The organism is Francisella sp. LA112445 (genome assembly GCF_012224145.1).
In the GTDB taxonomy this organism is placed as follows: domain Bacteria; phylum Pseudomonadota; class Gammaproteobacteria; order Francisellales; family Francisellaceae; genus Francisella.
In genome coordinates this window covers 1,102,976-1,129,672 of record NZ_CP041030.1, presented here as the reverse complement: position 1 = coordinate 1,129,672, position 26,697 = coordinate 1,102,976, and the positions used below count along the sequence as shown (strand labels likewise).

Sequence of the window (26,697 nt, the reverse complement as noted above, 5' to 3'; positions counted from 1 at the left end):
TTTTAGAAAGTTTTAGAGCCAAAAAATTCAAAATGGATATTATCATTATTTATGCCATTTTTTAATAATCCCTCTTGAATAGAAAGCATAAAGTCTGTAGGTCCACAAAAGAAATATTGTGCATTTGAAGCTTCATTTTCTAATTGTTTATTTACTATGTCTAAGTTAACTAGGCCTAGTTTAGCTTCATCTTTTTCAACACTTTCATAAAAGAAAATAGTCTTTAATCGAGGATTCTCTTTTGTTAATCTTTTTAATAGATCTGCAAATGGATGCTCTAATTTACTTTTCTTACCACAAACAAAAACTACTCTTCTAGTGTTGTTTGTTTTTAATTCAGATAAGAGCATACTTATTAGAGGAGTTATACCAATACCTGCAGATATAAAGACTAAAGGAGCATCTGATTTTTGTTCAAGATCTAAGAAAAATTCGCCTGATGGTGGTGCAACCTCAATACTATCTCCAACATTTATATCATTAAAAAAGTGCTGTGATATATTTCCTTTTTGTTCTTTTTTAACTGTTATTCTTAGATAATCTTCATTTGTTGCTGATGAAATACTATAGTTTCTCATAGTTGTAGTATTTTTATATGGGAATCTTACAGTTATATATTGACCAGGTTTGAAGTTAAAATTTTTAATAGAATCATTTTTCAGATAAAATGAGTATGTATTTATACTTTCTTTTTCTTTTTTGACAACACTAAACTTTTTAAAGTCATTCCAGCCATATTGTTCTAATTTCTCATTATAAATATTTTTTTCACGGTTTATTAATACTTCTGCTAGTAAATTATAAGCTTCAGTCCAAGCTATAATAACATCATCGTTATCAGATAAGTTTAATAGTTCTTTGATTGACTCTATTAGATTAGTTCCAACAATAGGATAATGCTCAGCTTTAACTTGTAAAGAAGCATGTTTTTGTGCAATTAATTCAACTGCTTGACCAAGAGCATCTAGGTTATCAATATTTCTAGCATAAGCTAGGATCGCTGCAGCTAGAGCTTCAGGTTGATTAGAGTTTTTCTGGCGAGATAGATTAAAGAATTTCTTAACTTCTGGATTATGTTCGAACATTCTATTATAGAAATGTCTTGTTAGAGCTACTCCATTTTCTTCTAACACTGGAATTGTTGCTTTTATTGTATCTACAGTTTTTTGGCTTAGCATAATTATTACTCCTGGTTAAACTTAAAATATAATATGCATTATAGATGCATATTATATTTGATGCAAATTTATTTTATACTTTCTAAAAATATTTTAGAAAATCTATATATGAACTTAACGTCATTTACTGACTATTCATTAAGAATTTTGATAATTCTAGGATCAAATCCAACGCAAAAATACAAAACTAAGGATTTGGTAAATATCTTAGATATAAAGCTTAATCATGCTACAAAGATTATAAATAATTTGTCGAATTTAAATTATATACAATCATATAAAGGTAGATTTGGCGGAATATCTATATCTCCTAATATTTACGATATTAAATTATCAGAGATTATTAAGAAATTAGAACCAATAAATATAGTTGAATGTTTCAACAAAGATAAAGCTTTAACATGTCCATTAGTACAAAACTGCAAACTTAAAGCTATTCTAAATCAGGCAACTAACGATTTTATTAAAAGATTAGGTAATTATACTTTTTCAGATATTTGTACAATTACAAGTGATACTCAAATTTTACCTAGTTAGAATTCTCATAAAAGAAAGTTTTAGCAAGATCGATAGTTTTTTGAATATCTTCATCGCTATGAACTATTGAAATAAATCCTGCCTCATAAGCTGAGGGCGCTAAATATACACCATTATCTAACATATATGCAAAAAACTTATTAAACATACTTAGGTTTGTTTTACCTAAGTCTGCAAAAGTATTAACCTCTACTTTCTCGCTACAGAAGAATAAACCAAACATTCCACCTAGGCATTTAGCATGAAAATTAAAATCATATAATTTTGCTGCTTCATTTAAACCATTTACTAGCTTCTGAGCTTTTGATTCAAGTTTATTATAAAAATCATCTTGTGATATTTTTTCTAAAGTTTTTAACCCTGCTACCATTGCAAGAGGATTTCCTGATAAAGTCCCTGCTTGATATACAGATCCAGCAGGAGAGATCATTTGCATAATATCTCTACGACCACCAAAAGCCCCTACTGGCATACCACCACCAATAACTTTACCTAAAGTTGTAATATCAGGCTTAACACTATAAATACTTTGAGCTCCACCTAATGCTACTCTAAAACCAGTCATAACTTCATCAAATATAAGTAGAGCATTATTTTCATCACATAATTCTCTAAGCTTAGCTAAGAAGTTATCTTTAGGAAATATCATATTCATATTACCAGCTATCGGTTCAACTATAATACAGGCTATCTCATCTTTATACTTCTCAAAAAGTGCTTTGATAGAGTCAATATCGTTAAAACTGGCTACTAATGTATCTTTGACAACATCTTCAGGAACACCAGGAGAATTTGGTTGACCTAATGATAGAGCTCCAGATCCAGCAGCTACTAGAAACTCATCTGCATGACCATGATAGCAGCCTTCAAATTTAATTATCTTATTTTTATTAGTATACGCTCTAGCAAGTCTAATAGCACTCATAGTAGCTTCTGTACCTGAGTTTACAAAACGAACCTGTTCAATATTTGGCATAATTTCTATTATCTTTTTAGCTAGCTCTATTTCTTGTTTACATGGAGCACCATAGCTTAGGCCATTTTCTAGCTGGTTTTGCATTGCTTCTAAAACATCTTCATCACCATGACCTAAAATCATTGGACCCCAAGATCCTATATAATCTATATATTTATGCCAATCCACATCATAAAGATAAGCGCCTTTTGCTGATTTGATGAATTTTGGATGATCTTGTCCGACACTTTTAAAAGCGCGCACTGGGGAGTTTACTCCTCCTGGAATATACTCTTGAGCTTGCTTAAATAAGTTTTCTGATTCTTCTATTTTCTTATCCATTTTCGTATCCTAGTCTAAAATTTATATCAAATAATTTCACTTTCTAAAATCTTTTTTGTACTTGCTTCAGCTAAAATATTATTCAAAAATCTTATTAAAAAGAAAAATATTGCAGCTATTATAAAAGCAACAAGTGCCATTACCAAGAATATATGCATATACATAGGATTAGTTGCCTGATATGACAATGTGGTAGCATTATCAGTTGATGCAATTGCATAGTTTGATATCGGTCCTGCTAAGTTAATACCAAAAGCTACATTTAAAAATAAATATCCTGTAAATAAGCCCTGGTGTTTAGGATCCATCATCTCACCTGCCATGGCATAATTTACGGCATTTACATGAATTTCTCCCATAGCAACAATAATCAATAATAAAATTGGGAAGATAACATTTGATTTGCCACCACCAGCTAAAAATATACCTAAAGGTATCATAAGAAAAGCTATAACATATACAGCTAAACCTTTAACAACTAAGAATCCTGGCTGATATGGATTATTATTTCTTTGTCTTCTTTTCATTGACATAGCAAGAATAAAACCAAATATAATAACTCCAAGACTTTCAAACATGTTTACTGTAGCTGGTGCCATTGGTATACCAAATAATGACTTTGTCGTATTAAATTCAACAAAATTTTCTAGTGCTGTTGATTGTAAGCCTTGAACACAAGCAAAGACCATACTTGCAACTGATAAAATTAGATAAACGTAGATTTTTAGCTTATATTGGTGCGACTGTTTCGCTGCAAAAATCAGCATAAAAATTAGAATCGCGATAAATGCTACATAGATAAGATATGATGCAAATACTGGATGATGCATTAGAATATAAGCAAAGACTAAACAACCTATTATTATCAAAGGAGCCACAAAAAATTTTTTATCTAATAAAGAAAACGTTTCGACAAAATATGTAGATTTGTCATTAACATACTTCCATGCAGATAAATGAATTACTGTTGCTATTAATAAACAAATAGCTGCAAAATAAAATGCTGCACTATATGAACCAATCCCTTGAAGATATCCAGCAATAAAGAAGCTTGCTACAAAGCCAATATTCATAAAGCTATAGTTTACTGAAAATGCTATTCTACGACGTTTATCATTTTGGTCAAAAAGTTGAGTCAGCATCATGTTTATACAACTAACGTTTAATCCAGATCCTGTAATAAAAGTTGCCATACCCATTAAAACGATTGCTTTAGTATGTATAGCAATTAGACATAATCCAACAAACTGTAAGAATAGACTTACAAAAAATAAGCCCCTAAAGCTCAAATATCTTCCACCAACAGTACCACCTAAAAAGTGAAATAGGAAATTAATTGCAAAAAAACTAGAAGTAAGAGTATTTGCTTCTGTTTTGCTTATACCAATATAGTTTGTTAGATAAAAATTTAATAATCCCATTAGCACAGCATAGCCAACTGTTGAGAATATTTGTATCAAGTTAATATGTAATACTCCCTTAGGAAGTTCTTTATAGTTAATCATAAGATTTACACCTAATAAGTTTAAGTTAAAATAATATTTTTAAAGAGTTTTTATAATAAAAGAGAGGTTTACTCAGTAAGTAAGCGAATCAGTATTTTTGACTTATTCACTATCCTTATTTTCTTCTCTCATTTTTTCAATTTTTTGTTCTACGGCTTGCATTAATAGGCTTGCGGCATTTATTTTTGTAGCTTTGTAAATCTCTTGTATGCCTGTTGGACTTGTAATATTAACTTCAGTAAGTTTATCGCCTATTACATCAATACCCGCAAACATTACGCCTTGTTTCTTAAGTTTTTTAGCAACTTTCTTAGCGATTTTATAATCACTATCTTTTAGTTCTCTAACTTCAGCTGTAGCTCCTGCTGCTAAGTTCCCTCTATTATCTTTTTCACTTGGAACGCGAGCTAGTAGATATTTTATAGGCTCCCCATTAACAATCAATATTCTCTTATCACCTTCTTTGATTGCTTTTTGATAATCTTGAACCATTATATACTTTGATTGATGTTCTGTTAAAACTTCTAAAATCACATTTTTATTTTTATCACCATCTTTAATTCTAAAAATAGAACTACCACCCATACCATCTAATGGCTTAACTATAATATCTTTATGTTTTTCATAAAATTTATTAATTTGATTGTAGCTTCTAGTGATTAGTGTATGTGGAGCAAATTTTGGATAATTTGAAATAGCAACTTTTTCATTAAAATCTCTTAAAGCTTGCGGATTATTAACGATTAAAACCCCATTTTTCTTAGCTAAATCTAGCATATATGTCACATAAATATACTCCATATCAAAAGGAGGATCTTTACGCATAAATATACAATCTAGATCTAATAATGAAAAATCATTATGCTGAGATAAAACCTCGTACCATGTTTGTTTATTTTTATGAATTTTTATTTTAAGAGAATTACCTTTCGGATCACCATTTATAATATATAAATCATCAAGATAAAATGTATAAACTTCCCAGCCTTTGTCTTGAGCTGCTTGTAACATCATAAAAGTACTATCTTTTGAAATATTAAAAGAATTTAAGTTATCTATTATAAATCCAACTTTCATAATCTATCCTATCTTATGTCCAATATATTTGCTTAAGTCATTACCATTTAAAATATCAGCTATTTCTAGCATTTTCTTATTTGGGAACTGTAACTGTTTAAATCTTATAACTTTATCACTAGTACAGATATCAAAACCTAATTTTGATATATTAAGTATCGTTCCAGGTGTTTTGTTACATGACTGCTCTAATATTTCAAACTGCCCTACTTTAACAGTTTGATTATCTAATATGAAAAATGCTGATGGCCATGGAGTAAATGCTCTTATATGACAGCTAATTTGCCAAGATGTTGTATTAAAATCTACCAAGCCTTCTTGTTTAGTTATTTTATGAGCATATGTTGGTTGACCTTCTTGAGGCTTATGCTTAATTGTTTCAATGGTATCTAGAGTTTCCATTAGAGGCTGTATTGATAATCTAGCAAACTTATCATATAAAGTTTGTGATGTGTCAGTATCTTGGATATCAACTTCTAGAATATTTAAGATATCTCCAGTGTCTAGGCCTTCATCCATTTGCATAATACAAATGCCGGTTTTTTTATCTCCTGATTGAATAGCTCGCTGAATTGGAGCTGCACCACGCCATTTTGGTAATAATGAAACATGTATATTTAAACAACCATATTTTGGAATGTCTAAAAATGCTTTTGGTACTATAATTCCATAAGCTATAACAACAATCACATCAGGTTTTAGCTCTTTGATTTGCTCTAAAACTTCTGGATTTTTCTTAAAAGACAGCGGTTGAAAAACTGGAGTATTATTTTCCAAAGCAATTTCTTTAACTGGTGAGAACTGAACTTTTTTACCTCGCCCTTTTGCTCTATCTGGTTGCGTAAGTACTGCTTGAATATTATGTTTAGTATTATATAAATCTTTTAGGAGTTGAGCTGATATATCGGGAGTCCCTGCAAAAATTATATTTAACTTACTCATTTATATTAGTTCCTAAATGCATACGCTCTTAATGAAACACTACTTAGCTCATTAATTTGTCCTTCTGGAAATAAGCAAACATATTTAATCTCATCTGCGCCATTTTCTGCAGCTAATAGTATTGCTTTATGAAGATTTTCATCACATAGACTTTGGAAATCTTTTTGGTTACTTACATGAATGGAAGTTCTAATTTGGCCTATGTTACCTTCAGTATCACTTTGATAACGTAAATTAAAAACTTTCATCTTATTAGGATCTGTAGGAGGTAGTTTTGCTGAATATGCTGGTAAATAAATTCCTTTTACCTCGTAACTACGGTTAAAAGTAAAAAAGTAGATACAAATAACAAAGATTACCACTAAGATAATCACATACATTAAATTCTGCTGAAGTCGTCCCATTAAGCTTTGTTTATTAAATAGTATTTATGCTAGCTTGATTTTACCATATATAGATAATATTGGCTAAACTATTAATGCTTAGATATTATTTATATTTAATCTCCCAACAATTATGAATATTTTTATTAGACAGGAAGTCTCTTGAAAGACATTTTTTATCAATATTTTCACAGCTGAACTTATCAATGATTTCTTGAGAAATTTTAAAGCGTCTATAGTTATTTGAAAAATATAGTACTCCATCCTTCTTAAGTGAATCCATAGCCAGATTTATAAGTAGCTCATGATCTCTTTGAACATCTAAAATATCATCCATACGTTTTGAATTTGAGAAAGTTGGTGGATCTAAGAATATTACATCAAACTTCTCAGTATTAGCTTTTAACCAACCAATACAATCAGCTTGGATAAAGTTATGCTTTTTATGATCGATATTATTTAGCGTAAAGTTGTTTTTACCCCACTCTAAATATGTATTAGACATATCTACGCTAGTTGTTTTAGCGCCTTTTAAAGCACTATGAACACTAGCTGTACAAGTATAGCTGAAAAGATTCAGTAAAGTTTTATTTTTAGCTGCTTTAGCAACTAGTTGTCTAATCTTACGATGATCTAGAAAAATTCCAGTATCTAAATAATCATCAAAATTTACATAAAACTTAGCATCAAATTCATTTATTACATGAAAATTATTTTTATCATTTTCTTTTTGATATTGCTTTTTACCTTTTTGACGTTGACGCACGCGAGTATGAATATTTTCATAAGCAATACCTAAAGTATTATGTATCTGGTAGATAGCTTGATAGAATCTTTGTTTAGCAATATTTTGATCTATAGTTGCATCAGCACGATATTCTTGTAAAAACACGTGCTCACCATATATATCTACAGCAACCGCAAAAGTTGGAATATCCGCATCATACAAACGATAACACTCAACTCCAGCTTGTTTTAACCATGGTTTTAAACTTTTAATATTCTTTTTAAGCTTATTTGAAAAATCTATATGTTCTTCAGATTTTTGTGCACTTGCTTCTGCTATACGGATATTTTTTTCAAGTTGACTTTCATGCTTAAACTTTGCATGCTCATTTATATCAAATTGATAAAGAGTTGTTTCAATAGCACCATTATAGAACTTATTGCGTTTTGTAGTACGAAGTTGCATTTCTTTGATTGAGTCAGCAAAGCTTGTAAGAATAGCTACTTTCCAACCATGAAAATCCTGAGATAATCTATCACCAAAGCCATTAAAAATATCTAAAAGTTCATCAAGTTGATCACCATATAATCTCTCACCATATGGAGGATTTGTAACTATTAATCCTTCACTATCAAACTCATTTTCAAGATCTCGAATATCTCTGCGTTTGATGTTTATAACATCATCAACATCAGCTTGATAAATATTTTTCTCTGCCTTATCTAATACATTATTATCAATATCATAACCTTGTATGATTGCATTAGTTGATATTTGAACTTTCTTTGCTTCATTTATAAGGTTTTCCCAAAGAATTTCGTCATAAATTTTTGAATCAAATATTTTGAATTCTTTATTCAATAGAATAGGAGCAGTATTTTTTGCCATAAGTGCAGCTTCGATAAGGATAGTCCCTGAACCACACATAGGATCTATAAGTATAGGTTGATCTTTTTTTAGCTCATCTAACCACCCTGCTTTTAAAAGTATAGCAGCTGCTAGAGATTCTTTAAGAGGAGCTTGACCCTGGAATTGTCTATAGCTACGCTTATGTAAGCTATCGATATTTAAACATAAAAACACATTTACAAACTGTTTATGTAAATGAAGTTTGATTACATTACTTGGGTTTTCAGTATCGATATCTGGACGTTGGTTTGTCTCTCTACGAAATTGATCAACAATAGCATCTTTTGTTTTTTGTGAGACAAACATAGTATTGTTAAAATCATAGTGCTTACCAGAAATTATGATTTTAAAAGATTTATCTACATCAAAGTAACTCAGCCAGTTTATCGAAGATATAAAGTCATATAAGCTTTGCTGATCAGTAACTTTCTCAGTAGCTATTTTTAGCATAACTTGGCTTGCTAAGTGTGAATATATACAAACTTTGTAAGCTTGTTCTAGTGTTCCTTCAAATTCAACACCAGCTAGTTTTTCATATGATGTGATATTTAATCTAAGTAATTCGTCTTTTAACAGTAGTTCGATGCCCTTTGCGCAACTAACAAAAAATGTGTATTTTTGCATAGAAAATATAATTTATAGAGATATGGCTTAAATAATATATTAATTAATATAAATAACAATTAGTATTAGGAAAGTTATTTTTTTTGCTTAGTACGAAAGATAATATCCCAAATAGGAAATGCCACTGAAAAATTTACATTTGGATTAGTATGATGCATCGCATGATGTATCTTGTACCAGTGCAATACTGACCCTTTCTTTGATCTAACATGATGTGTCGTATGATGAACTATAAAATATAGTAGTAGATCTAACAAAAAGGCACTAAAAATGATACTAGCATAGGCTATATTAGCAGTAATAATACATAATGGCATAAAAACACAGACCGTATACACAGGCAAAGATACATATGTAGGACTACCTATAAGCTCAATTGGCTTATCATGATGTAGTCGATGAAGCTCTTTAAATACAGGACAATGATGAAAAAGCACTCTATGAATAAAATACTCAATAAATGATCCAAGAATAATACCAATTATAAATAATACAGCTACAGTTTTTATATTAAAATTAAGTGTATATAAGCCATAGCAAAAAAATATAATTGTAGCTATTGGATAGACATAAAAATCACTCCAGTAACCAGTACTAAGAATATTTTTGAATTTAGCAGCATTCATAAAATAACTTAAAATATCTATTAATATAGCTATATATTAAATTATTTATAAGATTATATAAATTAGATTAGTCAAAAATAGTTACTTTATTAATAAATAGTATTGATTTTAGGAGATATGAAACTATAATATCGTCTTACATACTCGCATAGCTCAGTTGGTTAGAGTACTACCTTGACATGGTAGGGGTCACTGGTTCGAATCCAGTTGCGAGTACCACAAACTCTTCTCATTCATTCCCATCAAATCCTAAAACATAATAAAATAAATGCTTTCATAGGATTTTATGCTCTTAGCAAGTCTTGACATATCCAGCCAAATTCTGGACTTAGGGTATACAAAAAGGTATACTAAATCAGTTCTAAAAATTATGTATACCAATTATGACAATTGCAAAAGAAAAAACAGCACCTAAAAAGATTACAAAAGATGAGCATATTGAAGACTTAAAAGCTGAAGATAAGGAGTATAAAAGGTCTATAGGAGACGGACTCTATCTTAGAGTAGATATAAATGGTAAAAAAACATGGCAATCTCGATATACTATCGACAAAAAAAGAAAATGGTTTTGTCATGGATCTTTTGACAATATCAAAATTGATGATGCTAAAATTAAAAACCTAGAATTAAAGAAAAAAATTGCTAGTGGTGAAGATTTAGAAGTCAAAACTGAAAAACCAGTAAAAATAACCGTAGCGGATATGGCTAGAGAATATATTCTATTTCAAGAATCTAATAACCGTACTCCAGATTTTATCAAAAAAATGACTAATGTTATAAATAATCATATTATCCCACAAATTGGTAGTAGAAGTGTCAAATCAGTAAAAAGAAAAGATTGTATAGAATTACTATGGCTTCTAGCTGATAAAGGAGCAACAAGGAAAAAAACATTATCAGCTCTAAAAGGTATTTTTAGAACTGCTATATACAAAGACTTGATAGAACATAGCCCTGCTAATGAGCTATCTGATGCCTTGCCCAAGTATCAAGCTAAGCCCATGTCTCATATAAGTCCATTACACAATAAAAAACAGCTTAAAGCGTTACTAATAGATCTAGACAGCTATGATAAAGGAACGACTGTAATTAAACATGCTCTAATGCTACTACCATATATAGTATTACGACCAAAAGAAATAGTATCTCTCAAGTGGGATCAATATGATGCTGATAAATCTAGAATAATAATACCTGCTGAGGTAATGAAAATGCGTAAAGATCATATTGTTTGCTTATCAAAACAAGCTAAACAGATACTTGAGAATCTTAGAGCAGAAAGTTATGACAGTGAATATATATTCCCATCGTTTTATAGAGATAGGACTGGTCATATTTCTTATGAATCGCTTGGTAAGGCTATTAGGCTAATGGGTTATAATGGAATTGATAAGCCTAAGCAAACATTACATGGCTTTAGACATATATATAGTACGGCAATTCATGAGCTACAAGAGCAACATCATTTCAGTGAGTTAGCTATAGAGCTTGTACTAGCTCATAGTGATAAAAACAGATCTAGAGCTAGCTATAATTTCGCAGATAAACTTGGTGAGAGAGCTAAAATAATGCAAGTATATGCTGACTGGATAGATAATCTAAAAAACTCTTAGGTTCACCCTATTTAGCCGTGACAGCGTGACTTTCCAAGTAGCTTGGTATCTCAGCAAAATATTTAGTTCTGATTTTATGTTGTAGCTTTTCATCATCTCTAATAAATCTAAAAACTCTGTTTTTATAATTTGTAATAATTTTATTACCAACGAAACCTAGCATACCTTTGTTATTGTAATGCTTTAATGCCTCATCATAGTTTTGCTCAGCAATGATTTTATCCAATAATTCTAGATGCGCATCATAAAACTTTTTAGGATTAATTTTATTATTAATATTTTCAACAATTTCATCTTTAACCCTATTTATATCTTTAGCTGTATGGAGAGCATCTGTTAGAATCTCTTTGATTTGATGATCCATACACTCTCTAGATTGATGATCTTTTGTTTCCTCAATTTTCTTAAAGAGCTCTAATTTGGCATTTTCTAGATCTCCAGGCTCAGCTTTAACCTCATTTGAGATAAACTCAAGAATATGAGTGTCACAAAGTAAGTTTTCTACCTCCATCACATCTAAAACGTAAATAGAATCATCTTTCCATGCTAATATTCTTGCATCCGAATAAAAATCTTTATCAATTATAGCAATTGCCTCATTATCAAAAATCTTTTTTTGTTGATTAAAGGCTTTACAGTAAGCAATCGCCTGTTTGTGCCCGCCTGCTGGTACAACAGTATAATCACCAAATAAAATTGAATAAAGCTTATAATCAGCACTTGTTCTATCATTACCTTCACAAAATAATATAGGCTTTTTACTGCCAACAAGCTCAACAACTAATTCTTTTGATAATTTTCCATTATTATCGGTTATCTCCGTATAATCCCAAGTAGATGGAGCTAAATATTTTTTGACCCAATATATTTTTGCATTATTCCTAGCTGTTGCAAAATTTGGAGTATGTGTTAGATAAATAAACTGACAGTCTGGTCTGATTTCTTCTAATTTATCCCATAGTTTATTGACTATGTTCATATTGAGATGATTTTCAGGCTCATCAACTATTACATAACCATTCTCCTCTACGGTCAGTACATTAGCTATACAATAAAAAATACATTTCTCACCATCACTTAGTTCAATAAAATTATATGATGAATAGTTGAGCTTACTTTTAGCTTTAATACTTCCTTGTCCATCATATTCTAACTTTATATGATTAATTAAACTTTCCCATATTCCTATAGTTTTTTCTAATATAGAAGATTCTTTAGATAATCCTTTATGGGTATTATGAGCAACCTTTTGATACTCAGCAATTAGATAATTTATTAAGTTCTGAAAGTCAGAGTATAAAAAGTTTTGTTCCTTATAGTTTTTAAATAACTTATCTTGCTTTTGAGTTTTGTATAGCTCTGGTTGTGCTTTTCCAATTAAAGGTATAGCACTATTATTATCAATGAAAAAAGTTCTTTGAGCTGGAATAACAATAGTCGTATTATTCTTATAGTTAGAATTTATTTTTTGTTTTATATTTCGTGAAAATGTACTTTTCCCAGAGCCATTTGCTCCTATAAGTATTAAATTTTGATTAATTTCTTTTATTAAATCTAATGATATTATTATGTCTATGTTTTCTTTTAATTTTTGTAACCTACTTCTTAGAATTATTAAATTCGTACTCAAATTATAAATTTTAATATTAGCTTGATCACCGTTAATGATTAGAATTAGATTATCTAGGAATGATTTTTCTGATTCTAATATTTGAGCTAATAATCCTTCTGTAACATTTTTATAGTTATCTGATATTTTTGGATTCGTATAATCTTTTTGAATTGTATTAAGGTCACTTATAATACTATTAAAATTACACTCTTTAATTTTTTCTAAATTATCATTATAGTTCTTTTTATTTGTATGATAGCTAGATAGTTCTTGTTCATGAATTATACTTTCAATATTAAAAGAGTCAGTGTTCAAAGCTTCTTTAAATTGTTTTGCTTTTTGTATATATTCAATTATTTGAGGAATATTTATCATTATCAAATCTCTCTTAACTTATAAAACAACTCTCATACCAATCAAGCAACCTTAACTTGTCCATTCATAAGCATAGGTAAAAGCCAATCTCTAAGTTTTGCTAGTTCTTGGTTTTGTTGTTTATTATTTTCAATTTTATTAAATAGCAAACTTCCTACTTCCTCATATTTATTTAAATACTTCTCTGGAGGAATAATTACTTTTAATTTTGAAACTTGAGGAACTGTTAATTGTTGTTGTACTGAGCCTGAATTTTCAAAAACTAGTGTTTTTATTGATTGATAAAAATATACGATTTGGTTATCACTTTTTGGAGTTATTGAAATTAATCTTACAATAGGCAAATAAGGTTTAAATCTTATGCATGTATATCCAATTGTTCCTCTTGCGGATATTGTTATACTAGGTAATAGTACTCTTGCCTTATTTGTAAATCCATACAGCCCTTCGTTTTCTATACCATTTGAATATATAGGAATTGAAAAGTTTGTAGTTTCTACTGGAGAAAATTGCTTTGGCTTATCTCCTCCAGCCATAATGTTTGAAATCTTTTCTAATTCTTTAACCTCCCAACCCTCTGGAATCTCTTTTTTTAGCTCTTGATTATAAACCATCTTACCGCCTGATGATTTATACGGCTTACCGTCTTCATCTGGAAAATCAAACTGTACAAACCAATAGTCATAAAGAGTCTTAGCCATAGCTTCTAGTTCTTTATTGATTTTGTTGTTTAGTTCTATTTTTGCATCTAGGGATGATAGGACTTTTGCAATTTTTTGTTGTTCCTCAGAGGTAGGAAAATCGATTTTTAAATCTGTAATATGATCTAATCTAAGAGATGGAACTGTACTTCCAACGTTAACGTTTCTAAAATGTTTAGTCAAAGTTTTTAGTTTGTAAAATAAATATTTTGGTAAAAAACTATCATTAAAGCCATAAATCACATAGCATCTTTGATGTAAATTAAATTTTCCATTAAAATACTTAGGTTCAAATATCTGTCTTGAATCTTCACCAGGTATAATTATTGCCTCAGTATCGAATAAATATATATTACTTTTTTTAACTATTGAAGATCTATCAAAAAATAAATACTTACCATCTTCTATAGCATCTTTAACATCACTTTTGCCATTTGTAACCTTTGCAATATCTTTTATGAATAATGTATTACTCATATATAAACCCCAATAGATGATTTTTTATTTCATCTTCAAGTTCATTTGACTCTGCGAACATAGTGTTTAGATTGTCATTAAAACTTTTCATCTTAGCATCAAACTCATCTTTGGTAATATCAACATACTCAATCTTGACATCAAAATATTGACCTGCTGAGAAGCTATAGTTTTTAGCTTTGATATCATCATAAGACACAACAACCGAGAAATCATCTACCACTTCTTTATTATTAAAAGTATCTATAATTTGTTTTTCTTCTTCAGGTTGTAAAACTGTTTTTTGATTTTTGCCTTCTTTGATAGTTTTACCAAGATTTGAAGCATCTATAAGTACAACATCATCTTTGTTTGAGTCATCTATAAATACTATAGATACATTAGTTCCAGTAGTTGCAAAGATATTGCTAGGCATAGATACTACGCCACCTAGCATTTTATTATCTATCAAATATTGTCTTATTTTCTTATCTATACCACTTTGAGCTGTGATAAATCCAGTAGGCACTACAACAGCTGCTTTACCGCCTTTTTTTAGGCTATAAATTATATGTTGTAAAAATAGACTATATATAGCCATTCCTTCTTTTTTCTTAGCTGGAGTTTTTGGAATCCCTGCAAAAAATCTATCGTTATTTTCTTTAGTATCTATATCATCTCTAAAATCAGAGAAGTCCATCTTAAATGGTGGATTAGATACAATATAATCAAATTTTTTAAGTTCTGCTCCATCTTTATGGAATGGATGAAGTATTGTATTTCCTTGAATAATATTAGAAATAGAATGAACAAGATTGTTTAAAATAAGATTTAGTCTCAAAAGACTTGATGATTTCCGAGAAATATCTTGAGAGTAGATAGTACACTTATCTTCGCCTATAGCGTGAGCTATATTCATTAGTAGTGTGCCAGAACCTGCCGATGGATCATAACAAGATACATTTTGCACATCTTCTTTTACTAATATCTTAGCCATAATTTTTGCTACTGCATGAGGTGTATAGTACTCGGCATATTTACCACCACTATTTGTATTATAATCTTTGATTAGATATTCAAATATAGTCGCAAAGAAATCAAACTTTTGGTCAAATATATACTCAAAACTAAAGCCTGCTACTTTATTTATAACAGCTTTACAAAAACTATCTTTCTTTGAATCTGTATCTGAAATAAGATTACTTAAACCATCTTTCTCAAACAATGTTGTTTTTGCACCATCTTCATCTTTGACGGCAAAAACATCATTGTTTATTTTTGCTACACCTCTTAAAGCATCATCAAAGAGATTATGAAAATTTGCTTCATTTTGATGTCTGAAAAGATAAGAAATTAATTGTTTCGGCTCTAAAATAGCTACATCTGCACCTAGAGATAGAGCTAGCATTTCTCGATCATCATCACTTAGATTTGTATAAACCTCTTCCCACTTATCAGCCTTTGCTATATTTTCATCAATTTGTTTTAGCTGATACGCAAACTTATCATTTAAAAATTTATATAAAAAAATCTGGGTGATGATTTTAAACTCATTACCATCATTACCAAGACCATAATGAGCACAAGTACTTTTGAGATCATCAATTAACTGTTTTGTTCTTTGTTCGAATTCTACTACCAAGTTGATACTCCATTAAATTCATCAATATATTCTTTGACTACTAAATTATTTATATATTTTATTGTTTCTGGTGTTAGCTTGATTTTTTGTTCTTTATAAAATCTACTAACTATATTAGGAGACATAAGTCTACCAAAATAATCCTCATTATTTAGCATACTTGAGTTAGCTATTACTTTTTCATCTATATCATGCTTAACCCCAACTAGAGCTTCATATATCTGCGACTCTTTTTGTGAGATTTTGCCATTTTCTAATAATCTCTTGTGCAGGCGTACATATTTATCATCATTTTGATATTTGATTTTTAATAACTCATTTTGACGATTTAGCTCTTTTATCTTAGCGTGTATATCATCAAGCTCTGCTATGTTCTTAATCATATCGTCTTGCGAAATCTCACTGAGATTTTTCTTTTTAAAAAGTCTTTCTAATTCATCTTTTAGAGTTATAAACTCAGGATCTTTTTTATCAAGATTGCTAGCTAATGCCTCTCTAGTTTTCTTTAAAGCATTTTTTAATTTATCTGCTATTACAAGCTCTTCTTCACCAACTTTTTTAAAAGAAAAGATTACATCTTCTAAAGCCGAGTTAAGAAGTGTTTTTGTATCTATATTTCCAGAGTTTAGTTTAGCTCTTAGATTAATAGTTGCAAGCCTATTATTAGCTTCTCTATATAGTTGAGTTAGTTTTGCAAAATCTAGTTTTTCAAGTAAATCATAGTGCCCAAATAGTCTAATAAGATTATATAGGTTTTTAGCATGACCTAGAACTTTTACGACCTCTTGCATTTTGCTTGCATCATTTATCTGATCTATTTGCTGTCTAAAAATTTCAGCATTTTGTGTTTCAAATCTGAATAGTACATCTTTAATATCTACTATTTCACTCTCTATCTCTTCTTTTGATTTGAAAAGATTTGAGTAGTGTTCAAACTCATTACCCAACTCACTTTGCAATTCATCAAAATAGGCTTTGTTAGTAGCATCAAATTCACTCTTAATATCTGCAAAATCAACTACATAACCATATCTAAAATCTTTGTATGTTCTATTAACTCTAGTAAGTGCTTGTAATAAATTATGCTTTCTTAGAACTCTGCCTATATAGAGTTTTTTTAATCTCTTTGCATCAAAACCTGTCAAAAGCATATTAAAAACAAAAAGAAAGTCAATTTTGCCTTCTTTGAAGTCTTCGACCATCTGTTTTCTTTCTTCTTTACTACCAATATCATGGAGAATAAGCTTTGCTGTTTTTACAGTTTTTTTATTTGAGCTGGATCTATTAGCATATTTTTCATTAAAAATTTCAAACATTTGTTTAGCTTGTTTTGAGCTGTCGCAAATAACCATACCACCGATAGTGCTATCACCTGTAGCAACACGGCTTCTTTCAAAATCATTAATGATATAGTCTAGCATTGGCGAGACAAATTTTTCATGAGCATATAGTTCGGTTCTATCTAGATCACCTTGTAATATTTCAATCTCTTTTAATGCTTCTTCTAAAGCTAGTTTATAACTTGTTTCAACATCTTCTCTAATAAGCCTTAGAGTATAACCATCTGCTATAGAAGCATTATAGTAGTACTTATGGATATAATCACCAAATAGAGATTTTGAATTATAATCATCTCCTAATAATGGTGTACCTGTTAAACCAATTTTTATAGCATTAGAGTCAGATTCATTTAAATTTGCTAAGAAACTACCTTGAGGGTTATAACTTCTATGCACTTCATCTAAAAAGTAAACTCTTTGAATACTTATATCATAGTCATTTCTAGATATAACGCTTGGATCATCTTTAAACTTATGGATATTTACTACGGTTATTTCATTTTTGCCACTATCATTATGTACGGCGATATTATTTTTAATATCTTTGACAAAATCTTCTTTAGAGCTTATTGTATGAACTGTCAAACCTCGACTAGTAAACTCTCTATGAGCCTGTTGTAATAAATCTAATCTATCAACTATAAAATAGAACTTTGGAATGACTTTTTTATTTTGGAAATAGTCTGTCAAGTGCCTAACATTATAATAAGTAAGAGCTGTTTTACCACTTCCTTGAGTATGCCAAATAATTCCTTTTTTGATACCTTCATTAAGTTTATTTTCAATCGCTTTAGTTGCAAATATCTGAGGATATCTCATAACATGCTTTTCAATAGATTTACCTCTTACATAAGCAATTGAATATCTTAAAATAAATGCTAGCCTATCTTTAGATAATAACGATGTAGAAAGCCTATTAGTCGGAGTTTGCGGATCTTTATTTGTAATAAATTCTGCACTATGTTTTATAGCTGTATAATTTGTATCTCTTAGTACAAAATTTTCAATATTATCATCATGTGGTGATAATAACTTGCTTAAGTTAAGTTGCTCCTCTTCTCTGAAATAATTAAAAGATGGTTTTGAATAAGACGGTGTAGCATAAAATGCTCCTTCTATAGGCTCTGATGATTCATTATCATATTCCATATTATTTGAAAAAATCATCAACTGAGTGATATTTATAAATTTCTTAAAAGCTTTATTTTGAAATCTAGTTTCTAATCTATTTCTCTCAGCTATGACACCATCTCTATTATTTGGCTTTTTGACTTCAAGAAAAACTAAAGGCATACCATTTATTAATAGCGTAATATCTGGTCTAAATTCATCTTCACCATTTTTACATGGTAATTCCGTTACAACATGAAAACTATTGTTTTCAAAACACTCAAAATCAATAAGTTTAATTCCTGATTTTTCAGTTAATCTATTGTAAAAAGCCTCTCCTAAGTCATCATTCTCAAGAAGTAGAGATATATCATCAAATATTCTATTTATATCATCATTATTAAGTTCTATAGAGTTGTTTATCTTTTTTAGACTATCAATAAAAATATCTTTAAAGATATTTGTTTGTTTATCCCAAGAGTTATCTTTCAATGATAAGTACTTATACCCCAGCCTTATAAGATGTAATAATGCTGGTATTTTAACCCTAGAATCTTCATTGAAATTATTATTACTCATTATACAAACCCTATATTGATAGATATAAATTTTTGCTACAAGATTTATATTAATTCTTTTAAGAAAATATGTCTATATAAAGCTTATTCTATATGGCTTTTTGATCTTGTTCGAGACCATAAATATCTGCTGCATAAGATAGCCAACGGCAATAGTCGTAGTTGAATCTGGCGGTAATATTAGCTAAGTACCTATCTCGTCTTTTTGATTTGATATCAATTAACTTTGATATAAAACACGGAACATTCATACTATTAAATATTTCATCATATATAAATACTACCAGCATATAAAGATGACCTTGATCAATCCAAAAGTCATTTAACTGTTCTGTTAAGAGTTCTTTATTTTCTTGTAGTTCATTTGATTCAGTATAGAATTCTTCATATAACTCAGATGTTTTTTTTGTTTTATACTTTTGAAATATACTTAGTTTTGATAACTCATTTCTATACTCAGTAATAGATAATTCTATATTGCCAGCAATGCCCATTGAGTGTTGAATAAATGCATTTTGTGATTTTATGTTTGATTTAGGAAGTCTGTCATCATAAATAGCATCTTTATTATCTGTAGCAAAAGGGTTTGTTACACCTGATATATCATGAGAGTTAAATGTAAATATTTTATCTTGAATGTCTTTACCGTCTTTGAGGGATTTTAAATACTCTAAAACATACTCTAGTTTTGCGACTTCAATATCAGTTGTTGCTCCTTTTTCATACTTTCCATCATTAAGTTTCTTTTTTAACTTATCTGCTTCATAGAAATTTATGTATACTTTTGCATAGTTACAATAGCAAAGCAGTAATGAGAAAATTATATTTCTTAGCTCTCTAATTTCAAGATTTTTAAATTGTTTCTTAGATTTAGGATTTACTGAAAAAGTTAGTTTAGCCGGTCGGCTTAACTCGCTTCTCTTCAGAATAAATTTACTTATATTCATATCAAAATAATCAAATATTTCTCTAGAAAAACGGTTCTTACCCCAGTTATCTTGAAATATTTCACACATGACTTTTGTATGATACCCATATATAACTTTAGGAATAGTATTGTTTTCCAGATTATCATTATCCAAAAAATGATTTTCTATGCATATATTCTCAAGTTTATTTGGCTCAAAAACTATCTCTTTATATTCAATATCTTTGATTGGATAAATATCTTGATTATATTCATGCCATTCAAGAGCTGGTATATATTTTTTCTTCATCTTTAGGAAAAAATGAACAAATAAAGAAACATATGTAAGTATGAAATTATCATATTCTTTAAAAAGTTGAGTTTCTTTTTCAGATATTGGGGCTGAATTAATCTTTATAAGATTTTCATCAAAAGTATGCTTATGGTACATACCTATTAATTCTTGAATATTTAAAACAACTTCTGTCAGAATCGCTGAAAATATATACTTAGAGACACTTTCTTTATTATATGACACATTTAACTTACCAACATATCTAGATATATTCATATACTCATGCTGTAAAAATTTCTTAGCAGATATATTTGTATAACTCGTAAGATCAATATTATCTACATAATCTTTTATTATGTCTTTTATGGGAAGTAGTTCTTTTATTTCAGACAAGAAAAATTCTTTTTGACTGATTGGATATCTTATAATTAACTCTATTGGATTTTTTTCTTTCACTTCTGATTAACTTTTTAGTTATTTTACATGTTACTATAACATCGTAATATGACAGCATGTTGTCACATTTTTTGAGATTTCAAATATTCTTTCATATCACTAATAAGCTTATCTCTAAGAAAAACTGGTTCTAAAATATCTATTTTTGGTAGCCATTTTTTTATTATTGGTAAAATTTCCATTTCATGACTAATACTTAACGAAAGCTCGACATCTCCATTTTGATGTATTTTTTCAATCTTTTGTGATTTTGAAATAGGTAGTCTCTCAAAATACTTAATAATATCAGATCTGATAAGTAGCCTAACCTTAAAGTATTTATTTGAATTGCCAAACCAAATAGATAGTGACTTATCTAATTGTTGGTCAATATTGGTAGAAATATCAAAATTTATATTTGTTTTTTGAACATTGGATATATTCTTTAAATAATACTTTTTGATGATATTTTCACTCAAGGATAATAAATACCAATATCCATCATAATTAACTATCTTCAAGGGTTTTAGCTCAACTTCATAACTAGCATTATCTACTCTATATGTACATTTTAAAATTTGCTTTTTATCTATAGCATGCTCAATCTCAGATACTTGAAAAGCAATATCAGAGATATCTTCGATGTTTAGCTTAGTATATATTGAACTAATATTTGTATTAGTTACATTTGATAAAATTCTCTTAGTAGTTTTATTAAAATCACCTCCGATATTTTCTGCAAATTTATCAATGATAGATAATATTAAGGCATCCTTTGTACTCATATTATTATTCAAATCATAGCCTTTAACAAATCTCCATTTTCGAGCTTCTTTATATATTGGAAATGCTGATAATCTCTCAGATAAATCTCGTTGAATAGTTCTTATAGAAACATTTAACTCTGATGCTAGCTCACTTGATGTATAACCGTTTGGGTTATTATTTAGATAGTTTAAAATTATTAGAAGCCTATCAAGAGTTTTATTGTAATCACTTTTGCTTTTCATTTAAAAATAGCTTTTTAATGAGTTTTTACTTGTAGTTTAGCTAGGTTCTGTGCACAAAAAAAGCTAAATTAGATTGAAAATAGCTAAACCGTTGTTATTTAGAAGTTGAAAGACAATAAATACCAAGGGTTTAGCAAATGCATTATCATATAAAAGAAGTATTCTGGTCAAGTATTTTATTATTCTTAAAATCACAAAAAGGTATACATACCAATGATGAAGACAAATTAAGATTGTTTATTGAAGCAGTATTTTATGTATTACGTACAGGCTGCCAATGGAGAATGTTACCATTTTATTATGGTAAATATAGATCAATACATAAGCGTTTTAAGGATTGGAGTGATAAAGACATATTCTCTAAATTATTTAAGTCAGTGCAAAATCCTGATTTACAAGAAGTTATGCTTGACTCAACGATAGCAAGAGCACATGCCTGTGCTACAGGATATGACAAGAATGATAACCAAGCAATTGGTAGATCAGTTGGTGGAGTAACCACCAAGATTCATGCTATGACCGATGCTTTAGGCAACCCGCTGGAAGTATTACTGTCAGAAGGTAAAACTCATGATAGTAAAGTGGCAATAGACCTACTACAGAAGGTATATAATACAAAAGTTATCGCTGATAGAGCATATCACTCTAATGAAATTAGAGAACATATTCAAAATATATCCTCTGAAGCTGTTATTCCCTGCAAATCAAATACTATAAACCCTATAGATTTTGATATTCAAATATACAAAGAAAGACATTTGATTGAGAATTTCTTTTCTAAAATTAAGCATTTTAGAAGAGTATTTTCTAGGTTTGATAAAACCATTTCAGCATATCTGGGTATGATTAAATTAGCTTGTACTTTTATTTGGCTTCGATGAGAATTTATTTTTGTGCACAGAACCTAGATAAAAAATAAAAAGATATAAGATATTTTAAAAGAAAACAGCTACTTGATTATCAACTGCAAAAGTTGTGATATCACCTGATAGTTCAATATCACGAGCTAGTGATTCAAAGTCGATATAGTATCGTAGATATTCTGGAACTGATGAAATATCCGTAGTTTCTTCTGCATAGTCTTCAACTGAGTCATATAAGCCTATGAAACGATCGTTTATCATTTCGATAGCTTCATCAAGATGATTGGTGTATTTATAAGCTTCTATGAAAAGCTTACCATGTTCTACAATGTTTTGAGCTACTTGAGAAATAGTCTCTAAGCTTTCATACTCTGACAAACCTAAATTATCAAAATCTTCATAATCATGTATTGCCCATTCTTCAGCATCTGGCATAGGTGAATCTGCTAAAATCTCTTGGATTTCTTCTTCTAAAGCAGAAACATCTTGGTTTGCGTCAATCCATTTACCGTATAGGATACCATTGTTATAGCTTGCTAAACACGCGATATAAATTTGAGGCTCGTAGTTTGTTGTCATTTTTTGCTCCTTTTGCTTTCACTGTTACAACAGCTTGAAGGACAGCCAATTACAAAACATAGAAAATCATGGTGGAACTCACAGGCAAAACCTTGATTTTATATGGTATTGGCAAACTGGTTTGGTGTATTACAGTGATAAAAGGTATTAGTCAAAAAATACAAACGAAGAGCTTATTTTAGTCATCACATTAACTAAAACTATACGGTGATTATCTAGGTACTTATGGATTAGCAAAGTTAGATGTTTTTAGAAGTTAGAAATATTGGTTTTAGTAGTAACTATGATGGTGCTGTTTAGATGTTGCTTGATGAGTATATTTTATAATCATCTTTAGTTATTATATTTGCTTCATGATATGCAAATCTTGGTTAATAGTTTCAGATTCTAATAAACTTTGTCGCTGATGGTACTTTTTCCAGTATAAAAAACATATTTTAGCAATATCACATTGAATTATGGACTGATTTCTTGATTCACAAGCTTTACAGAATTGCTCTAGAGATGGTGTTGTTGCATTAACAATATTATTATATGCTGCAAAATAAACATTCATATTTTCGACTAAAATCTCTATTTCATGGTCTTGAAATGCTCTAGATATTGCTTCACAAACTTTATGCTCTTGATTTGCAAGCAAATATTTGCGATAAAGTTTTTCATAATCAGTAATTGGTTCTTTAACGTTATTTGCAACATCAATAAATAGGTTTTGTCCTTCTGTGAAAGCAGGGATCTCCCTATTATGAAGAGCCTCAAACCAACATAAATATTTTTGTAATGTTTGTAACTCACAAGTATCAAATATATTTTTGTATATATTTAATTTCTCAATAGAAGTTTTATTATTTTTGATGTATTCCTTATGCCTTTGTTGAATTATAATCGATATATTCATTTATGAAACTACCCTTCTCTTAAAAGCTCTTCTTTTAGGTGATTTATTTTTTCTTTACTATAGTTTTTAAACTCTTCAGTTTTTTTATAAACAGTCATCTGCTCATCTGATTGCTGATGTATTTTTTTTAACTTTATCAGACTTTCTTTGCTTAATAATCCGTTGGGTAAGATATCCCAACTCTGCTTTTGTGAGTCTTTTATAATCAAACTCATAACCAACCTCTTGTCTTATTATACTACTTAATACTTTCTCAAAATGTTTCGTAGCAATATTTTGTTTTGATTTATTAATTGCTTTATTATTAATTGCAATATTCTCAACACGAGCAGATATAGCTGTAGTAGCTATTACTCGTCCTCCATTAGTTTCTATATAACCTATTAAATTAGCAAATGTGGCTCCCATACTTGAGTGATCATCTACTAAAATATAATCTTGGTTTTTTATAACTTCACCAATAAATAACGGTTGATTTTTCATTCTATAACTTGGGTTTTTACCTGTTCTTTGTGGTGAGTTAATTTGATAAATAGATGTATCTACATCACAATCAAGGTAGTCTGACAATAAATTTGCTAAAGCTCTAGGGATTTTATTTACCCCTACTTCTTCTAATGAAGATATAGGTAACAGTATTATATTTTTATTACCAATTATTTTATTTAGCGTCATGATTGCATTAGCAGATAACATATCAATAGCTATTTTCATAGCTGCTTCATTGTTTCCTGCTTTTGCTAACTGATAATCAGCGTGTGTTTTTCTAATTATTGATTTTTGATGTGTAATTATTTTTGGATAAAAATGTTCTGTCCACACTACTCTTTGAGGTTTTAACAAAGTTGTGGTTGACTTAGTTTGTTTCTTCAAATATTTCTTTATCATCTGTATAATAATTAGCTATGAAAGTTAGGCTTGTAAGATAAGAAGTTATTAGAAACTTTTGAATCTTCAAATACATCTAACTTATTTCTTTGTAATAATGCGCGATTGATAAGTACACCAGGAAATTCCATAATTTTATCATTAAAAACCTGTACTGTTTGATTATATGCGCTTATTGCAGCTGTAACATTCTCTTGTGTATCTTTCCAATCATGCATTAATTGCTTGTATAATTGACTAGATACTAGTTCTGGATAGTTTTCTGCTTGTAATATAATTTTAGGATCAATTTTTGATATATTGTTTTGTATATCTTTAAGCATTTTTATATCTATGTTGTCACTGTCTAGCGAAGCTATTTGCTGTCTTATTTTAGTTATATTTGTAAGTAAACTTTGTTCATACTGTTTATACTCTTTTACAATACTTTCAAGCTTAGGAATTACTTCAAGGCGGTTTCGTTCATAAGTTATGATATCACTCCAACCTCTTTTTGCCATATTTTCAGCTCTTATAATTCCATTATAAACAATCATTACAATCATCATAATCACTAAAAAAAATATTACTAAAATCATGTTTTTTCCTCAGTAGTTAAATTCTTTTCATTACCTTGCCAAATATCATATATCATTTTGTTAAGTGCATCATAACAAGGAAAGTTTAAGTTTTTTAAATAATTTTTAAATTGATCTTTTTTATTGAGTAAATATTTTGGTCTAAGATCAACTATTGGCTTACTGCTAATAGCACAGATATATTTTTGTGATACTACTACACTAAGTACACTATTTAAATCAGGAGCTAGCTGTGTGATCTTCTCAGTATTTCTTGGTGTAAATAGTTTTGCTAAATCTATAGATCTACCTGAATTAATATAAAAGTTTTTTCTAAAATCTACAGATACAGGCTGATATGTGGTTTCAGAAATTATTGACCTAATAAGCTTTGTTATTAGTGATGATTTTCTGCTAATAGTAAAGCATGGTAGTTCATGACCATTAATTATAAATCCATAAATATTATGTTTAGTGGTTGTAGTTTCTCTTTTGATATTACCATCTGTATCTGTTGTGCTTGTCTCTTCTTTTGTATAGTAAAAGTATTCAAAATGAAACTGTCTAGAGTCTTTATATATTAATCGAGCTTGTGACTCTATACCATAACTTCTATCTCCTGTATTAAGTCCAAAAGTATCTACTAAAAACTCTTTTTTTAGACTTTCTATAGGTTTGAAGTGATATTTAAAGCTCATAACTTTTGAAAAAATTATATAACTAATTTTATTTAGTTCCTCTACGTATGGCTGGATCTTAGTTACATAGACTACAATTATTCCTAAAACAAGACCAACACTTACAATTATAGCTAATCCACCAGCATCAATATTCAAAAAAGTAGGAAGAAGCAAAACCAGTAAAAAACCTAATCCCCAACAAATATTTTTGTAGAGTTCAATATTCTGATTTTCAGAAATTTGAGAAAGTTCTTTATCACTAGCTTCAATATATGGATCTAACTCTTCTAAAGTTGATACCTCTTGAATTTTATTGATTAGTTGCTGTGAATTGCTAATAAGTTTAGACATTA

22 protein-coding genes and 1 tRNA gene are annotated in these 26,697 nt (G+C 29.2%); 4 read left to right on the top strand and 19 right to left on the bottom strand.

The features are described 5' to 3' along the window. Positions 1 to 2: 2 nt before the first annotated feature. Complete coding sequence (gene hmpA / locus FIP56_RS05515; protein WP_192577943.1) at positions 3 to 1,178, bottom strand: NO-inducible flavohemoprotein; 1,176 nt, start codon at positions 1,176 to 1,178, stop codon at positions 3 to 5. 60 nt (positions 1,179 to 1,238) lie between these two features. On the opposite strand from hmpA, the gene FIP56_RS05510 reads away from it, so the two are divergent. Continuing rightward, positions 1,239 to 1,715, top strand: a complete 477-nt coding sequence (locus tag FIP56_RS05510) for an Rrf2 family transcriptional regulator (protein WP_245323055.1) — start codon at positions 1,239 to 1,241, stop codon at positions 1,713 to 1,715. Here the strand turns inward: FIP56_RS05510 and hemL are convergent. The 7 genes from hemL to FIP56_RS05475 all read right to left on the bottom strand — a co-directional run bounded on the left by hemL (position 1,708) and on the right by FIP56_RS05475 (position 9,805). Next, on the bottom strand, positions 1,708 to 3,012 hold the full coding sequence (hemL, locus tag FIP56_RS05505; protein WP_192577942.1) for a glutamate-1-semialdehyde 2,1-aminomutase: 1,305 nt from the start codon (positions 3,010 to 3,012) through the stop codon (positions 1,708 to 1,710). The genes FIP56_RS05510 and hemL overlap by 8 nt on opposite strands. 26 nt (positions 3,013 to 3,038) lie before the next feature. After that, positions 3,039 to 4,517: an MFS transporter gene (locus tag FIP56_RS05500; RefSeq protein ID WP_192577941.1), complete on the bottom strand. Its 1,479-nt coding sequence runs from the start codon at positions 4,515 to 4,517 to the stop codon at positions 3,039 to 3,041. 102 nt (positions 4,518 to 4,619) lie between these two features. Next, positions 4,620 to 5,594: a glutathione synthase gene (gene gshB / locus FIP56_RS05495; RefSeq protein ID WP_192577940.1), complete on the bottom strand. Its 975-nt coding sequence runs from the start codon at positions 5,592 to 5,594 to the stop codon at positions 4,620 to 4,622. Between the two features lie 3 nt (positions 5,595 to 5,597). Further along, positions 5,598 to 6,536 (bottom strand): methionyl-tRNA formyltransferase, encoded by a 939-nt coding sequence (gene fmt / locus FIP56_RS05490; RefSeq protein WP_192577939.1) that lies wholly within the window; start codon positions 6,534 to 6,536, stop codon positions 5,598 to 5,600. 5 nt (positions 6,537 to 6,541) lie between these two features. Beyond that, entirely contained in the window at positions 6,542 to 6,940 is a 399-nt protein-coding gene (locus FIP56_RS05485) for a hypothetical protein (RefSeq protein ID WP_192577938.1), read from the bottom strand. 85 nt (positions 6,941 to 7,025) lie between these two features. Beyond that, the gene (rlmKL, locus tag FIP56_RS05480; protein WP_192577937.1) at positions 7,026 to 9,179 is read right to left on the bottom strand and encodes a bifunctional 23S rRNA (guanine(2069)-N(7))-methyltransferase RlmK/23S rRNA (guanine(2445)-N(2))-methyltransferase RlmL; all 2,154 of its coding nucleotides are present in this window, start codon (positions 9,177 to 9,179) and stop codon (positions 7,026 to 7,028) included. A gap of 74 nt (positions 9,180 to 9,253) precedes the next feature. After that, complete coding sequence (locus FIP56_RS05475) at positions 9,254 to 9,805, bottom strand: sterol desaturase family protein (RefSeq protein WP_192577936.1); 552 nt, start codon at positions 9,803 to 9,805, stop codon at positions 9,254 to 9,256. 142 nt (positions 9,806 to 9,947) lie between these two features. On the opposite strand from FIP56_RS05475, the gene FIP56_RS05470 reads away from it, so the two are divergent. After that, positions 9,948 to 10,024 (top strand) — tRNA-Val (locus tag FIP56_RS05470). Between the two features lie 164 nt (positions 10,025 to 10,188). Next, a complete protein-coding gene (locus tag FIP56_RS05465; protein ID WP_192577935.1) occupies positions 10,189 to 11,418 on the top strand; it encodes a site-specific integrase in 1,230 nt (409 codons plus the stop codon). Positions 11,419 to 11,425: 7 nt separating this feature from the next. On the opposite strand, the gene FIP56_RS05460 is transcribed toward FIP56_RS05465, so the two are convergent. The 6 genes from FIP56_RS05460 to FIP56_RS05435 form a co-directional block, all read right to left on the bottom strand. Further along, positions 11,426 to 13,405, bottom strand: coding sequence for a DUF4435 domain-containing protein (locus FIP56_RS05460; RefSeq protein WP_192577934.1), 1,980 nt, complete (start codon positions 13,403 to 13,405; stop codon positions 11,426 to 11,428). Between the two features lie 41 nt (positions 13,406 to 13,446). Further along, a complete protein-coding gene (locus FIP56_RS05455; protein ID WP_192577933.1) occupies positions 13,447 to 14,583 on the bottom strand; it encodes a restriction endonuclease subunit S in 1,137 nt (378 codons plus the stop codon). Beyond that, entirely contained in the window at positions 14,576 to 16,204 is a 1,629-nt protein-coding gene (locus FIP56_RS05450) for a class I SAM-dependent DNA methyltransferase (RefSeq protein WP_192577932.1), read from the bottom strand. Before FIP56_RS05450 ends, FIP56_RS05455 begins: the two co-directional genes overlap by 8 nt. Further along, positions 16,198 to 19,233, bottom strand: a complete 3,036-nt coding sequence (locus tag FIP56_RS05445) for a DEAD/DEAH box helicase family protein (protein ID WP_192577931.1) — start codon at positions 19,231 to 19,233, stop codon at positions 16,198 to 16,200. The genes FIP56_RS05450 and FIP56_RS05445 overlap by 7 nt, the downstream gene beginning before the upstream one ends. Positions 19,234 to 19,321: 88 nt before the next feature. Next, the gene (locus tag FIP56_RS05440) at positions 19,322 to 20,890 is read right to left on the bottom strand and encodes a hypothetical protein (RefSeq protein WP_192577930.1); all 1,569 of its coding nucleotides are present in this window, start codon (positions 20,888 to 20,890) and stop codon (positions 19,322 to 19,324) included. A gap of 62 nt (positions 20,891 to 20,952) precedes the next feature. Beyond that, positions 20,953 to 21,879, bottom strand: coding sequence for a transcriptional regulator (locus tag FIP56_RS05435; RefSeq protein ID WP_192577929.1), 927 nt, complete (start codon positions 21,877 to 21,879; stop codon positions 20,953 to 20,955). Between the two features lie 137 nt (positions 21,880 to 22,016). Here FIP56_RS05435 and FIP56_RS05430 point away from each other — a divergent pair, with 137 nt between their 5' ends. Further along, positions 22,017 to 22,760, top strand: a complete 744-nt coding sequence (locus FIP56_RS05430) for an IS5 family transposase (protein WP_192576991.1) — start codon at positions 22,017 to 22,019, stop codon at positions 22,758 to 22,760. A 54-nt stretch (positions 22,761 to 22,814) separates the two neighbouring features. On the opposite strand, the gene FIP56_RS05425 is transcribed toward FIP56_RS05430, so the two are convergent. From FIP56_RS05425 to FIP56_RS05405, 5 genes are all read right to left on the bottom strand, one after another. Next, complete coding sequence (locus FIP56_RS05425; RefSeq protein WP_192577928.1) at positions 22,815 to 23,321, bottom strand: antirestriction protein ArdA; 507 nt, start codon at positions 23,319 to 23,321, stop codon at positions 22,815 to 22,817. A 340-nt stretch (positions 23,322 to 23,661) separates the two neighbouring features. Then, positions 23,662 to 24,219, bottom strand: coding sequence for a hypothetical protein (locus FIP56_RS05420; protein WP_192577927.1), 558 nt, complete (start codon positions 24,217 to 24,219; stop codon positions 23,662 to 23,664). Positions 24,220 to 24,321: 102 nt separating this feature from the next. Then, a complete protein-coding gene (locus tag FIP56_RS05415) occupies positions 24,322 to 25,107 on the bottom strand; it encodes a phosphoribosyltransferase (RefSeq protein WP_192577926.1) in 786 nt (261 codons plus the stop codon). Between the two features lie 11 nt (positions 25,108 to 25,118). Continuing rightward, a complete protein-coding gene (locus tag FIP56_RS05410) occupies positions 25,119 to 25,685 on the bottom strand; it encodes a LemA family protein (RefSeq protein WP_192577925.1) in 567 nt (188 codons plus the stop codon). Further along, a complete protein-coding gene (locus FIP56_RS05405; protein ID WP_192577924.1) occupies positions 25,682 to 26,695 on the bottom strand; it encodes a hypothetical protein in 1,014 nt (337 codons plus the stop codon). Before FIP56_RS05405 ends, FIP56_RS05410 begins: the two co-directional genes overlap by 4 nt. Positions 26,696 to 26,697 lie beyond the last annotated feature (2 nt).

Bases quoted from the DNA above. Each gene is read 5' to 3' on its own strand.
- hmpA (WP_192577943.1), bottom strand. From the start codon at position 1,178: ATGCTAAGCCAAAAAACTGTAGATACAATAAAAGCAACAATTCCAGTG.
- FIP56_RS05510 (WP_245323055.1), top strand. From the start codon at position 1,239: ATGCAAATTTATTTTATACTTTCTAAAAATATTTTAGAAAATCTATAT.
- hemL (WP_192577942.1), bottom strand. From the start codon at position 3,012: ATGGATAAGAAAATAGAAGAATCAGAAAACTTATTTAAGCAAGCTCAA.
- FIP56_RS05500 (WP_192577941.1), bottom strand. From the start codon at position 4,517: ATGATTAACTATAAAGAACTTCCTAAGGGAGTATTACATATTAACTTG.
- gshB (WP_192577940.1), bottom strand. From the start codon at position 5,594: ATGAAAGTTGGATTTATAATAGATAACTTAAATTCTTTTAATATTTCA.
- fmt (WP_192577939.1), bottom strand. From the start codon at position 6,536: ATGAGTAAGTTAAATATAATTTTTGCAGGGACTCCCGATATATCAGCT.
- FIP56_RS05485 (WP_192577938.1), bottom strand. From the start codon at position 6,940: ATGGGACGACTTCAGCAGAATTTAATGTATGTGATTATCTTAGTGGTA.
- rlmKL (WP_192577937.1), bottom strand. From the start codon at position 9,179: ATGCAAAAATACACATTTTTTGTTAGTTGCGCAAAGGGCATCGAACTA.
- FIP56_RS05475 (WP_192577936.1), bottom strand. From the start codon at position 9,805: ATGAATGCTGCTAAATTCAAAAATATTCTTAGTACTGGTTACTGGAGT.
- FIP56_RS05465 (WP_192577935.1), top strand. From the start codon at position 10,189: ATGACAATTGCAAAAGAAAAAACAGCACCTAAAAAGATTACAAAAGAT.
- FIP56_RS05460 (WP_192577934.1), bottom strand. From the start codon at position 13,405: ATGATAAATATTCCTCAAATAATTGAATATATACAAAAAGCAAAACAA.
- FIP56_RS05455 (WP_192577933.1), bottom strand. From the start codon at position 14,583: ATGAGTAATACATTATTCATAAAAGATATTGCAAAGGTTACAAATGGC.
- FIP56_RS05445 (WP_192577931.1), bottom strand. From the start codon at position 19,233: ATGAGTAATAATAATTTCAATGAAGATTCTAGGGTTAAAATACCAGCA.
- FIP56_RS05435 (WP_192577929.1), bottom strand. From the start codon at position 21,879: ATGAAAAGCAAAAGTGATTACAATAAAACTCTTGATAGGCTTCTAATA.
- FIP56_RS05430 (WP_192576991.1), top strand. From the start codon at position 22,017: ATGCATTATCATATAAAAGAAGTATTCTGGTCAAGTATTTTATTATTC.
- FIP56_RS05425 (WP_192577928.1), bottom strand. From the start codon at position 23,321: ATGACAACAAACTACGAGCCTCAAATTTATATCGCGTGTTTAGCAAGC.
- FIP56_RS05420 (WP_192577927.1), bottom strand. From the start codon at position 24,219: ATGAATATATCGATTATAATTCAACAAAGGCATAAGGAATACATCAAA.
- FIP56_RS05415 (WP_192577926.1), bottom strand. From the start codon at position 25,107: ATGATAAAGAAATATTTGAAGAAACAAACTAAGTCAACCACAACTTTG.
- FIP56_RS05410 (WP_192577925.1), bottom strand. From the start codon at position 25,685: ATGATTTTAGTAATATTTTTTTTAGTGATTATGATGATTGTAATGATT.
- FIP56_RS05405 (WP_192577924.1), bottom strand. From the start codon at position 26,695: ATGTCTAAACTTATTAGCAATTCACAGCAACTAATCAATAAAATTCAA.